This window comes from Paenibacillus sp. FSL P2-0173 (genome assembly GCF_038008045.1).
Taxonomy (GTDB): domain Bacteria; phylum Bacillota; class Bacilli; order Paenibacillales; family Paenibacillaceae; genus Paenibacillus; species Paenibacillus polymyxa_B.
The window spans coordinates 598,735-611,888 of record NZ_JBBOYK010000001.1 but is presented as its reverse complement, the minus strand read 5'-3'; the positions used below and the strand labels follow the sequence as shown (position 1 = coordinate 611,888).

At 48.7% G+C, this 13,154-nt stretch carries 9 protein-coding genes; all 9 read left to right on the top strand.

Features of this window, described 5'->3' with window-relative positions:
• Nucleotides 1-62 precede the first annotated feature (62 nt).
• The 9 genes from MKX30_RS02570 (at nt 63) to MKX30_RS02530 (ending at nt 13,124) form a co-directional block, all read left to right on the top strand.
• Nucleotides 63-959 carry a LysR family transcriptional regulator gene (locus MKX30_RS02570; protein ID WP_069080296.1) on the top strand — a complete coding sequence of 299 codons (897 nt, stop codon included), beginning with the start codon at nt 63-65 and terminating at the stop codon, nt 957-959.
• A 126-nt stretch (nt 960-1,085) separates the two neighbouring features.
• On the top strand, nt 1,086-1,643 hold the full coding sequence (locus MKX30_RS02565; protein ID WP_013310588.1) for an outer spore coat protein CotE: 558 nt from the start codon (nt 1,086-1,088) through the stop codon (nt 1,641-1,643).
• Nucleotides 1,644-1,775: 132 nt separating this feature from the next.
• Entirely contained in the window at nt 1,776-3,011 is a 1,236-nt protein-coding gene (locus MKX30_RS02560) for a putative amidoligase domain-containing protein (protein ID WP_075154364.1), read from the top strand.
• Between the two features lie 110 nt (nt 3,012-3,121).
• Nucleotides 3,122-5,941, top strand: coding sequence for a DNA mismatch repair protein MutS (gene mutS / locus MKX30_RS02555; protein ID WP_075154363.1), 2,820 nt, complete (start codon nt 3,122-3,124; stop codon nt 5,939-5,941).
• A 63-nt stretch (nt 5,942-6,004) separates the two neighbouring features.
• Nucleotides 6,005-8,179: a DNA mismatch repair endonuclease MutL gene (mutL, locus tag MKX30_RS02550; protein WP_076264857.1), complete on the top strand. Its 2,175-nt coding sequence runs from the start codon at nt 6,005-6,007 to the stop codon at nt 8,177-8,179.
• A 12-nt stretch (nt 8,180-8,191) separates the two neighbouring features.
• The gene (locus MKX30_RS02545; RefSeq protein ID WP_028540709.1) at nt 8,192-9,043 is read left to right on the top strand and encodes a class I SAM-dependent methyltransferase; all 852 of its coding nucleotides are present in this window, start codon (nt 8,192-8,194) and stop codon (nt 9,041-9,043) included.
• On the top strand, nt 9,027-10,007 hold the full coding sequence (gene miaA, locus MKX30_RS02540; RefSeq protein ID WP_220025261.1) for a tRNA (adenosine(37)-N6)-dimethylallyltransferase MiaA: 981 nt from the start codon (nt 9,027-9,029) through the stop codon (nt 10,005-10,007). The genes MKX30_RS02545 and miaA overlap by 17 nt, the downstream gene beginning before the upstream one ends.
• Before the next feature lie 20 nt (nt 10,008-10,027).
• Nucleotides 10,028-10,273, top strand: a complete 246-nt coding sequence (gene hfq / locus MKX30_RS02535) for an RNA chaperone Hfq (protein WP_023989043.1) — start codon at nt 10,028-10,030, stop codon at nt 10,271-10,273.
• A gap of 190 nt (nt 10,274-10,463) precedes the next feature.
• Complete coding sequence (locus MKX30_RS02530; RefSeq protein ID WP_264453670.1) at nt 10,464-13,124, top strand: PBP1A family penicillin-binding protein; 2,661 nt, start codon at nt 10,464-10,466, stop codon at nt 13,122-13,124.
• Nucleotides 13,125-13,154 lie beyond the last annotated feature (30 nt).

Below are 13,154 nucleotides of genomic sequence, written 5' to 3'. Positions count from 1 at the left end.
CTATCGGAAAAACGGAATATAACGATTGCTTGCATCGGAAAAACCGATTGAAGGAGCGGATTATGGAATCGCGGCATTTGTTTACCTTTTTAAATGTAGTTGAGGCAGGCAGTTTTACGCGAGCAGCGCGTATACTGGATTATGCACAGTCGAGTATCACTGCTCAAATTCAAACGCTGGAGGCAGAGTTGGGTACGCCGCTTTTTGATCGCATTGGCAAGAAAATCATGCTGACGGATGCTGGACGACGTTTGCTGCCCTATGCGCAGGAAATTTCCAAGATGCATGCTATGGCCAAGGATGCGCTTCGTTCAGAAACGGAATTGGCAGGCACGCTGAAAATAGGAGCACCAGAGTCTCTGGCCGCTTTTCGTCTACCGAGTCTGATCCGTGAGTACAGAGAACGGTATCCGAAGGTTAAAATTGTCCTTAAACCCGGCGAATGCTGGGAATTACGCGATTTGATCCGCTCCGGTGAGCTGGATTTGGCTTTTTTGCTTCAGCCTGAGACGGAGGATAGAGAACTGAATGTCACCACGCTTATTCATGAGCCGATGGCCTTGGTTGCTCCACTTAAGCATTCGCTGGTTACCTATACCCGGGTAGAGCCTGCTGACTTGAAAGACGAAACCATTTTGCATACGGAGGCAGGATGTACGTACCGTATCCTTTTTGAGCAGTATTTGAATAAACACGGTATTTTTTCAGACCCTAGCCTGGAATTTTGGAGTATTGAAGCCATCAAGCAGTGTGTCATGGCTGGATTGGGTATCGCGCTGCTTCCGCTGGTAACGGTACAAAACGAGCTGCGAGAAGGTAAAATGGCGCGTTTAGCCTGGGATGACAGTGAACAGCAGGTGGCTACTCAGGTCGCCTATCACACGAAAAAGTGGAAATCCCCGGCTCTTAGTGAATTTTTACAGATCGTTGAGCAGCATGTAACACATTGGCGTGCATGAGTTCAAGCCATCGCGGCATATGCTTATACAAATAATATTTTTTCCTTTTCGCCTATTCACTCAACATTCGCCCACAACCTGCATACATATGTATGGAATGATTGATTGTATGGAGGAGGTTCAAGAATGGCATTAAGTCATAAAAATCGTAGAGAGATTATTACCAAAGCGATCTGTGGTAAAGGTCGCAGATTCTCTACCGTAACCCATACCGTAACTCCGCCGAATAATCCGACGAGCATTTTAGGGGCATGGATTATTAACCACCAGTATGAAGCTGTGGCGGCGGGGGACGGCATTGAGGTCGTCGGGACGTATGATATCAATATTTGGTACTCATACGATAAAAACTCGCAGACCGATGTGGCCAAGGAAACGGTGTCGTACGTGGAAAATGTGCCGCTCTCGTATCTTGATCCGAAGCACCGGGCGTCTACAGTGGAAGTATCCGCCGAAGCTACACAGGAGCCGAGTTGCGTCGAGGCCAGTGTGTCTTCTGGAGGTGGCAGCGTAATGATCCGGGTCGAGCGGGAATTTGCGGTGGAGCTGGTGGCGGAAACGAAGATTGTTGTAGAAGTATTCCCGAATGGTAGCAGCGATGATTTTGACAAAGACTTTGATTTTGGAGCGGAAGAGGGGGACTATGAGGAGCTCGACCCCGACCTCATTGACGACGAGCTCTGACAGAAGTAACCAAAAAGAGGGCCGCTTTACTCTTTGCGCCGGCTGATTCTGCGCAGGGGGCAAAGGCCCTCCTTTTTTGTTATTGTGGGTTGAAATTGGGTTGAAATCCGTACGTAGTCCGTAGGGGGGAATATGATGCAGCAGCCGGGACAGGCGCTCATACGCTTCAGACAGATGCCAAATGATGAAAAAAAGCGTAGACTGGAGCGTTCAGGCATAGCGGTGCAGTGGATGGATAGCAGTATAGCAGATTTTGCGATAGGCTACGCGGTGCAAATCCATCTACTGCGAGTGTTGGAAATTCGTAGACGTGCCATCGAAGGCCCTTCCAAAGTCCGCGCATACGATCTGTCTGAACTGGATCAACATTCACCGCTCTATGTCCGGATGGAGCGGCTGGCTGTACGAGCGTTGTACACCCTGGGTTTGGACAGTGGTGAGGTGGTACTGACGCCGCTGGGGGAGCGCAGCTGTCAGGTGCGCGAAATCTCGGCACAGCCATGGCTGAACGATGGACGTTTGGCCACGCTATATGAAATTGCTGCGCGCGAAGGGGATGTTGAGAGTGAGAATCTTTCAGCGCAACGAGGAAGAGATCGACTGCTCATCGGAATGGACCCTGAATTTGTGCTGGTTCGTATGCCCGAGGGACGGGTCGTTCCGGCCTCAAGATATTTGGGTCGTCTCGGCATAGCCGGCTGCGATGCTGTTACTCGTCGAGGACGAACACTGTATCCAGTCGCTGAGCTTCGCCCTGCGCCGAGTGGAGATCCGGCCCATCTGCTGAAGCACCTGCGTCAAGCTTTTGCAACAGCAGCCCGGCGCATTGCCGACCACACACTCATCTGGCAGGCAGGGGGGATGCCACAACCGGGTTTTCCGCTGGGCGGACATCTGCATTTCAGCGGGGTTTCGCTAAACGGTGCCTTGCTTCGGGCACTAGATAACTATTTGGCACTGCCTTTGGCGCTACTGGAAGACAAGCGTGCGACTCGGCGCAGACCGCATTATGGCAATTTAGGTGATTTTCGCCGTCAGTCGTATGGAGGCTTTGAATATCGTACACTGCCCAGTTTTCTTATCTCGCCACAGCTGGCGAAAGGTGTGATTGGAATGGCGTTTCTCATTGCCTCTCAATATCCGCGTTTGCAACGTAGGCCGCTGGGTGAGGAGGAGGCTCACAGAGCCTTTTATGAAGGAAATCAACTTGTCCTTAAAGAGTATATGGAACCTCTTATTTTGGACATGGTTTCACTGGAAATATACTCGCAATATGAAGCTTATGTAGCGCCATTGCTGGACAGCCTCCGCAAGGGGAAACAGTGGGATGAATCACGGGATTTGCGCCCGTATTGGAAGCTTACGTAAAATGAAGTGTCGACACCAGGAATGGTTTCATGTTATCGACTGTCATTTTTGATATAATGAGAGATAATTATAAGTTTAAACGGAACAAAGTGTGGGGGTTAGTAAACGGTATGTCCAAATATACACCGATGATAGAGCAATATTTATCCATAAAAGAGCAGGCCAAAGATGCATTTTTGTTTTTCCGCCTGGGAGATTTTTACGAGATGTTTTTCGATGATGCAATTCTTGCATCCAAGGAGCTGGAAATTACACTTACGGGTCGTGAGGGTGGCGCCACGGAAAAAATTCCGATGTGCGGCGTGCCTTATCATTCAGCGGAAAATTACATACAGCGCCTCATTGAGAAGGGTTATAAAGTGGCTATATGTGAGCAAATGGAGGAAGCCTCAGCTACGAAGGGGATGGTGCGACGGGATATTGTCCGCGTTGTGACCCCGGGTACGGTAATGGAAGGAAAGGTGCTGGGCGACAAATCCAACAACTACATGGTATGTGTCACAGAGACGGACGGGATGCTGGCGCTGGCGGCGTGCGACTTGTCAACAGGTGAATTGTATGTGACCTCTGTGCCTGATTCGAAAGAATGGCTACTAGATGAAATTAACATTTATGAGCCTTCCGAAATGTTGGGGGATGGTCATCTGCTCGATTTTGTGACATCCCGTATGTCCCCCGTTGGACGGCGTGTTGTGTATACGGCTTGGGACAAATCCAAGGATGATCTGGTTCGGGATCAATTTGGGGAACCCACGTGGGCAAGGCTTACGGAGGAACGTAGACGGTGCGTATCGCGCCTGATTTCCTATTTGAATGAAACGCAAAAAAGATCGTTAGGCCAATTGACCCAAATCTCGGTATATGAGCCAAACCATTTTATGATTCTGGATCCATTTACCCGCCGGAATCTGGAACTGGTGGAGACGGTACGTGAACGCTCCAAGAAAGGCTCGCTGCTGTGGCTGTTGGATCGCACAGAGACATCCATGGGAGCGCGTCTGTTGCGTCGTTGGATTGACAAGCCGTTGTTGAGCAGCAGTCTTATTGAGGAGCGCTTGGAGGCGGTGGACAAGCTATATCACCAGTTTATTTTCCGAGAGGATGTACGTGCTCAGCTTAAAGAGATTTATGATCTGGAGCGTCTGGTTGGACGGATCGCCTTTGGCAGTGCTAATGCACGTGATCTGATCGCCCTCAAGCTGTCGCTGGCCCGAATTCCGTCTTTACGCGAATTGTGCGCTGAATCTCCTTCGAAGACGCTGAGACGAATTGCACAAATGCTGGATAGCTGTACAGACCTGTGTGCGTTGATTGAGGAAGCGGTGGCGGATGAACCGCCGATTTCCGTAAGGGATGGAGGTCTTATTAAGGAAGGCTACCATCAGCGTCTGGACGAACTGCGCGAGGCGAGTGTGAACGGTAAGCGTTGGATCGCTGAGCTAGAGGCCAAGGAACGTGCAGCAACCGGCATTCGGTCACTTAAGATTGGATACAACAAAGTATTTGGTTATTATATCGAAGTGACCAAATCCAATTTGGCTTCATTACCAGAAGGTCGATATGAACGCAAACAGACGCTAGCGAATGCGGAACGGTATATTACACCGGAGTTGAAGGAAAAGGAATCTCTAATTCTGGAAGCCGAGGATAAAATGGTTGATCTGGAGTACACGCTTTTCACCGAGCTTCGCAGTAAACTGAACGCTGAAATTCCACGTTTGCAAAAGCTGGCAGAACAAGTTGCTGAAATTGACGTGTATCAGTCGCTGGCTTCGGTTAGCTCGGAACGGGGATTTGTGAAACCTGAGCTGACTACAGGATATGATTTCGTAGTCGAGCAGGGGCGCCATCCCGTGGTGGAAGCCGTAATGAAAGATGGCGGTTTTATCGCAAACAGCACGGTGTTGGAGGAAGCCGATGCGCATATTCTACTTATCACTGGGCCGAATATGGCTGGGAAAAGTACGTATATGCGTCAGGTTGCACTTATTGCAATTATGGCTCAAATTGGCTGCTTTGTCCCTGCTGCACGTGCCAAGGTGCCGATGCTGGATCGTATTTTTACACGGATCGGCGCGGCGGATGATCTCATCGGCGGGCAGAGTACGTTTATGGTCGAAATGGCAGATATCCAAGTAATGACGGACAAGGCAACTCCGCGAAGCTTGATCATTATTGATGAACTGGGACGAGGTACATCCACCAGTGAAGGAATGGCAATTGCACAGGCAGTCATCGAATTTGTCCATGACACGATCGGCTGTAAGGCGCTGGTATCCACGCATTTCCATGAGCTGGCGCATTTGGAGCAAGGCCTGTCTTCGCTGCGAAATTACTCTATGGCCGTGCAGGAAAGCGGCGACAAGGTGAATTTCTTGCGCAAGCTCATACCGGGAGCGGCTAGCAGTAGCTATGGTATTTATTGTGCTCGGCTTGCAGGCTTGCCCAATAACATTATTGAGCGAGCGAATGGACTGCTGAATGGTTTTGAACAGGCAGCGGCTCAAGTAACGGCAGGTACCGAGACAGTAGTAGGAGGGAAGGAAGGGACTGATCTTCGTACAGTTTCAGGGACAGAAAATATTTCTTCTTTGACCGAATATAATTCAGGCCAGACATTGCGAGAAAGCGGAGAAACTGCATCATCAGCTCAGTCTTTATCACAGCAGGCCACCCTGATAAAAAAAGATAATCTGCAGACGGTGGAAACTTCCAGCACGTTGGAGCAAGGAGCAACCGAAGTGGTACAGCTGTCCATTTTCGGAGAGCAGGAGCTTGCCTCCTCCAAGTCACACGCAGAGACAGTAGAGGCTAATCCGATTGTGCGCCAAATTTTGCGCAAAGTGAAAAATGCTGATGTCATGAATATGACTCCTTTACAGGCAATGCAGCTATTAAATGATCTTAAAAACAAGGCTAATGGCCTGTAGTTAAAATAAGTGACATTATTCTTATTTTTCATCACACTTTGAAGTCAGGAGGAGGTTAAGAGGATGTCTAAAATTCGGGTACTGGATGAACATATTGCGAACCAGATTGCTGCCGGTGAGGTCGTAGAACGTCCAGCCTCCGTCGTGAAGGAGCTGGTGGAAAATGCGATTGATGCAGGCGGTACGCGGGTGGACGTATGGGTAGAAGAGGGCGGCCTGCAAAGTATCCGGGTGACGGATAATGGAAGTGGCATTGAGCCTGAAGATGTGGAAACGGCATTCTATCGGCACGCGACAAGCAAAATTGGACATGGTCGCGACCTGTTTCAGATCACAAGTCTCGGCTTCCGAGGAGAGGCGTTGCCAAGTATTGCGGCTGTATCGAAAGTAGAGTTGCTTACAGCAGCCGGAGATGACGGACGTGCCCGTAAATTAGTGATTGAGGGCGGTAAGCTGTTGCTTCACGAGGATGCTGCTAGTAGACAAGGGACGGATTTTACCGTACGGGAGCTGTTTTATAATACACCTGCACGGCTGAAATATATGAAAACAATCCAGACCGAGCTGGGACACATTTCGGATGTATTGTATCGAATGGCGCTTTCGCATCCAGAAGTAGCCTTCACATTGCGGCATAATGGCAATACATTGCTGCAAACGCTGGGTAATGGTGATTTGCTGCAGGTGATTGCCGCTATTTACGGAACTTCTGCGGCGAAATCCATGCTGCTGCTGGAAGGAGAGAGCCTCGATTACCGAATTAGCGGCTATGTCAGCCGTCCAGAGTGGACGAGATCAAATCGAAATGCGATCTCTACGGTAGTGAATGGACGTTTTGTGCGAAGCTACGGGCTTAATCAGGCGTTGCTCAAGGCGTATCATACCTTGTTGCCTATCAATCGTTTTCCGCTGGCTGTGATCCAACTGGAAATGCATCCTTCTTTGGTGGATGTTAACGTTCATCCTGCCAAGCTGGAGGTAAGGTTCAGCAAAGAAGCTGAACTGTTTCAGTTGGTTGAAGATTCGGTAAAAGCTGTTTTAGGGCAGCAAGTGCTGATTCCGAAGGCAGTCAAGCGCGAGATCGGTGGCAAGGACAGTGGCTCGTTTGTGCAGGAGCAGTTTCACTTCTCGAAGGGAAATAGTGTGGAAGGGGATGCTCCTTCCGGCAAAGACCAGGGGGGAGCACTGCCACTTTCCGTGACTTCGCCGGAGAGCCAGGTACCGCGCCAATCCAATTACTTGAACAGAAACGAAGAGAATAACAGAGGTAGCCAGGAGCGTGAGCAACGTCCGAGCAGGGATAGCCTCTCAGTCATTGGACGGGCAAACAACCTTTCAGGTAAAAGTATTAGTGATGATGAACTGGATGCAGATTTTGTAGAAGAAAACAGCGGGAGTGAAGTTAGAGGGGACGTGCCGCTCCCTGATGGAGCGACTGTACAGTCGTCCGAAGGAGATAGTGCCGCAATAGGCACATCTTCCTTATACAGTGGAGGGATACAGGAAACGGCTGCTTCTGCTGCTTACCCATCTTCTATGCCGCCGATTGCGGGACACGCTACGGATTCCCGTCATTTCGCGGATCAGAAGCCGCGCCAGCAACGCCTAGATGCCGAGCAATTGGCAGCGGTGTCGGGAGAAGCTCCAGAGTTGCCCACTTTTCCTGAACTGAATTTAATCGGTCAGCACCATGGGACATATCTGATTGCGCAGAACGACCAGGGCTTGTATTTAATTGATCAACATGCCGCGCATGAACGGGTGAATTATGAATTTTATTATGAAAAATTCGGCAATCCTGCGTCAGTATCGCAGGAACTGCTACTGCCAATTACACTGGATTTTACGCCTTCCGAGACGGAAAAGTTGAAAACAAGGCTGCACTGGTTTGAACAGGCGGGGGTGTATTTGGAGCATTTTGGCGGTCAAACCTTCCGTGTCAGCTCTTACCCGTACTGGCTTCCCCAAGGGGAAGAAGCGGATGTCATTGAGGAAATGGCCGGATGGGTGCTGGAGGAAAGAGCCATTGATCTTGCTAAGCTGCGGGAAGCAGCCTCAATTATGTGCTCCTGCCGGGCTTCGATTAAAGCAAACCAGAAGCTGACTGACCGACAGGCTATCGTGCTGCTAGAGCGTTTGGCAGCATGCAAACAACCATATACTTGCCCTCATGGGCGACCTATTGTGGTTTCCTTTTCCACATATGATTTAGAGAAGCTGTTTAAAAGAGTAATGTAAGGGAGTATATATATGTTGCAGGATCGGGAAAACCGTGAAGAAGAAGAGCGGTCGAGGCTACGGGAGAAGCAAGTCGAATTACTGGTCACGACAGGGGATTCCCCCTCGGCAGAGGTTATGGAGCGAGCGAAGCTGCTTGCAGCCGAGTTAGGGGTTCTGTATGCCCCTCGTCGTGGTATATCGGTAGCTAAGCTAATTGCGGCTCACAGAGTCCGTCAAGCGTTGGTTCTGGTGCAGGGCGGAGTGAGGCTGATTAGTCCAGAACAATCACCGATGGTTTTTCACCCGAGTATGGGCTTCATTCGCGCCAAACGAGTATTAAAGGGTGAACCTGACCCGATGTTGACGGCTGCCCGGATCGTCCCGGGTGATATTGTGCTGGATTGCACCGCAGGACTTGGTACGGATTCTCTTCTATTTTCAATTGGAACTGGAAGCTCTGGACAAGTCACGGCTGTGGAGAGTTCTTTCCCCGTCTATGCTTTAATCAAGGATGGAATGAGGCATTACCGTTCCGGCAACGCTGAAGTAGATCAGGCCTTTTCCAACATTGACGTTCGTTTTGGTCATCATTTGGACTATTTGCGTAGTTTGCCGGATCGCAGTATAGATATTATTTACTTTGACCCTATGTTCCGTGATCCGTTGCTCGATTCCAGCGCAATCGGTCCATTGAGAGGGTTGGCTAACCCAGACGCGTTGAGTGAGGAAAGTATTATTCATGCGAAACGGATTGCACGAAAAACAATTGTATTAAAAGAAAAACGGGGTAGCGGGGAATTTGCCCGCCTCGGCTTCCGTGTGGAGCAGCGGGGCACAACGAAAACAGTGTACGGAGTGATTGATATTGACAGTGGCACCTAAGCCTAAACTACTTGTTCTTGTTGGCCCGACTGCGGTTGGCAAGACGAAACTAAGCATCGAGATGGCTCGACAATTTGACGCAGAAATTATTTCCGGGGATTCCATGCAGGTATACCGTCATATGGACGTTGGAACCGCCAAAATTTCCGAACAGGAAATGGAAGGAATCAAGCACCATTTAATTGATATTCATGAGCCAGAATACCCATATTCAGTAGCCCAATTTCAGGAAGACTGTCGTCGTCTCATACCTGATATTCAATCTAGAGGAAAGCTACCGTTTATCGTAGGCGGAACAGGTTTATATGTAGAATCAGTCTGCTATGAATACCAGTTTTCCGAGGTAGGGGCTGACGAAGCTTTTCGTCAGGAACAGCTTGACTATGCCGAACAGTTTGGAGCTGAGGCGCTTCATGCGCGACTACAGGCGGTTGATCCCGAAAGTGCACTTCGTTTGCATCCTAATGATCGTCGTCGTGTCGTTCGGGCACTGGAAATTTACCATGTTAGCGGAACGACACTAAGCTCTCAACTTGCCAGTCAAAAAAAGGAATCTCCCTACCAACTCTGCATTGTAGGTTTGACAATGGATAGGCAAATGCTATATAAACGTATTGAAGACCGAATTGACGGGATGCTCGATCAAGGGCTTGTTGCTGAGGTAACCTCCTTAATGGAACGGGGAGTGCGAAGCGATGCCATCTCCATGCAAGGTCTAGGCTATAAAGAGATATCCTCCTACCTGCGGGGAGAAGTGTCTTTGGAAGAGGCGGTGACTTGGCTAAAACGGGATACGCGTCATTTTGCGAAGCGACAGCTCTCGTGGTTTCGCCATATGAAGGATATCCAGTGGGTAGATGTCACTGATTTCGGAAATTTTTCTGCTCATGCAGCCCGAATACACGAAATTATAGCAGGAAAGTTCCGGACAGACCTTGAATATACTTCAAAACAATCCAAATGATTATTGGGGGTACGGCTAAAATGAACAAGTCCATTAATATCCAAGATACGTTTCTGAATCAATTGCGCAAGGATTCTATACCTGTAACGGTATACCTCATCAATGGATTTCAGGTGCGAGGGACGATTAAAGCATTTGACAATTTTACGATTGTTATCGACTCGGATGGAAAGCAACAGCTGATTTACAAGCATGCCATCTCCACCTTTACACCGCAACGCAATGTATCGCTTGTACAGCAACAGGATAACGCTAGCGATAACTGATTACGGCTTGACGGTCGCCCGGGTTCATGAAACTTTTCAGGCGCCCGTCTCGTCTAACTGTATAGGAATGTGACCGGGAGCAACCTGATCAGGGTTGTTCTTTTCATTCCGTTTACTTTCATGCTGCCGACAGCAAGCTTTAAGCTTATGTTAGGTATCATATGATTATTCGCGAAAGGGAGTCAGGGGAATGCCAAACGATTCATTGTCCAGATCCGGCAATCGCAATAGAAACACATCTAAAGAGAAGCCGAAGGGCAAGAAAAAGAAAATAACAGGTAAGCGAGTGGGGTGGACGCTATTTATTACAGCGGCGTTAGCTATATTTTGCGCACTTGGTGGATACTTATTTGTCATGGTTAATGGCGAAAAAATTTACAAAGCCAACAAGGACAAAATTACAGTGAACGAGACATCGAAGGTTTATGACCGCAACGGTGTGCTCATGGGTGAGTTGTCTGTGCAAAAAAGCGATCCTGTCAAAAGTGAAGAAATTCCACCGCTGCTCAAAAAAGCATTTATCGCAACCGAGGATAAGCGTTTTATGGAGCATCAAGGGGTTGATATTTGGTCTATCGGCCGGGCAGCCGTTAAGGATATTGTGGCCCGTTCGGCAGTGGAGGGCGGCAGTACGCTGACTCAGCAGCTGGCCAAAAACTTGTTTTTGACACGTGACAAAACCTTTTTCCGTAAAGCGACAGAGGTATCCATCGCAATGGCGCTGGAGCGGAATTTGACTAAAGATGAAATTATTACACTTTACCTGAACCGGATTTGGTTTGGACGCTCGTATTCTGGAATTAAGGCAGCGTCGGAAGGCTATTTTGGGCAAACGGATTTGAATAAATTAAAATTGTGGCAGGTCGCTACACTGGCAGCTATTCCAAAAGGGCCATCCAAGTATAATCCGATTAGTAACCCAGAAAACTCAAAGGCCCGGCGTGCTGTGGTTCTCCAGCTGATGTTTGAGCAAGGGATGATTGGGAAGCAAGAGATGGAAGAGGCCAAAGCTGTAAATTACGATTACAAACAGCCGGAAAAAGTTCAAAAGTATCAAAATTTTATGGAATATGTAATGGATGAGGCAGAGGATGCGTTGCCAGGAGTTAGCGGTAATGATCTGATTATTGGTGGTTATAAAATTCATACCACAATGGATGCCCAGGCTCAAAATGCGCTGGATCAGGCGATGGCAGATGATGACATGTTCGAAAAAAGTCCGGACGATCAGCCTGTTCAAGCCTCGATGGTCATTATTAACAACCAGACAGGTGGAATTGCCGCGATGGCACCCGGACGGGATTACAAAAAGGGAACCTTCAATCGTGCGACACAGAGCCGCAGACAGCCAGGATCGGCATTTAAGCCGATTGTAGCCTATGCGCCAGCTCTTGAATCCGGTAAGTTTACGATGGATACCCCTTTGAGTAACGAACGCCAGAGTTTTAACGGATACAGTCCGAAAAACTTGCATGGTTACTCGTCGACCATCAGCATGCTCGACGCCATTACGAAATCTGAAAATATTCCGCCTGTATGGTTGCTGAACCAAATCGGTGTGGAAAAAGGGGTTCAATTTGCCGAGAGCGTAGGAATTCCGATGGACAAAAATGATCACTCACTTGCTATCGCATTGGGTGGATTAAGCAAAGGAACGAATACCCTTGAAATGGCGCAGGCGTACAGCGCTTTTGCCAATAAAGGACAATTCCAAAAAGCTTATTCTATTAAGCGAATTAACAATAGTGATGATCAAGTTGTTTATACTCATGAAGAGGAAACTAAATCTGTAATGAGTGAAAAAACGGCTTATGAAATGACACAAATGATGCAAAATGTAGTCAATAGCGGTACAGGTCGCAAAGCACGTATTGACTGGCCTGTAGCTGGTAAAACGGGTACGACCCAAAGTGGGATTAGCGGTAACAGTGGTAACCGGGACATCTGGTTTGTCGGTTATACACCGGAATATACCGGAGCGGTATGGATGGGTTATGACAAGCCGGACAGCAAGCATATGCTGAGAAACTACAGTGGGCAGTCGGCAGCCTTTTTCGGAAGGGTCATGGGTGAAGCTCTCAAGGGACACCCGGTTACGCAATTCAGCGAGCCGAAGGGATATGAACCACCAGTTGAGCAGAAGCCAGAAGAGCCGGTTCAGGCTACCGCTCCGAGCGGACTGAGCGGGTCTTATAGTCAGGACACCCAAATTGTATCGTTATCCTGGACTGCGGCTACGGGGGATAATGTACAATACCGCGTGTATCGCAAGGGGACTTCCGATACAGGCTTTACGGCAATCATGGAGGCCATGAAGGGCACGAGTGGTGAAGACACGTCTCCTATAGCTGGAAACACGTATGAATATTATGTAGTAGCTTATGGGGCGGATGGTAAAGAATCCGAGGCTTCTAATACGATCCGTGTGGAAATTCCGGCAGAGACTACTCCGGTTGATCCACAGCCAGGGACTGATCCAAACGAGAATGGAACCTTACCGGATAATGGCGGGGCTACAGACGGACAAAACGGTACAGATCAGGGAAATACATCTCCTGGCGGTATCAATAACAATAATGGCTCAGGTCAGGTTCCGGCATCTCCTGGGGATACTAATGGGAATGGTGCTGGCGGCACAGGTAACAATAGTGGAAATTCCGGCAATGGAAACGATACTAATCAGGGAAATGGTCAGACTACTACACCGGATGCAGGCATTTCTGATGAAGATACTATGGTAAATCCAGAAAACACGGATGCATCTACGACTGAAGTTACAACGGATGGAACTCAAGAAGGCAATTCCAACGGTCATTCGAACTCCAATCGTGGACGTCACAATCGGAATTAGCAAGTATTGCTTTATGCAAGTTGAATTTGT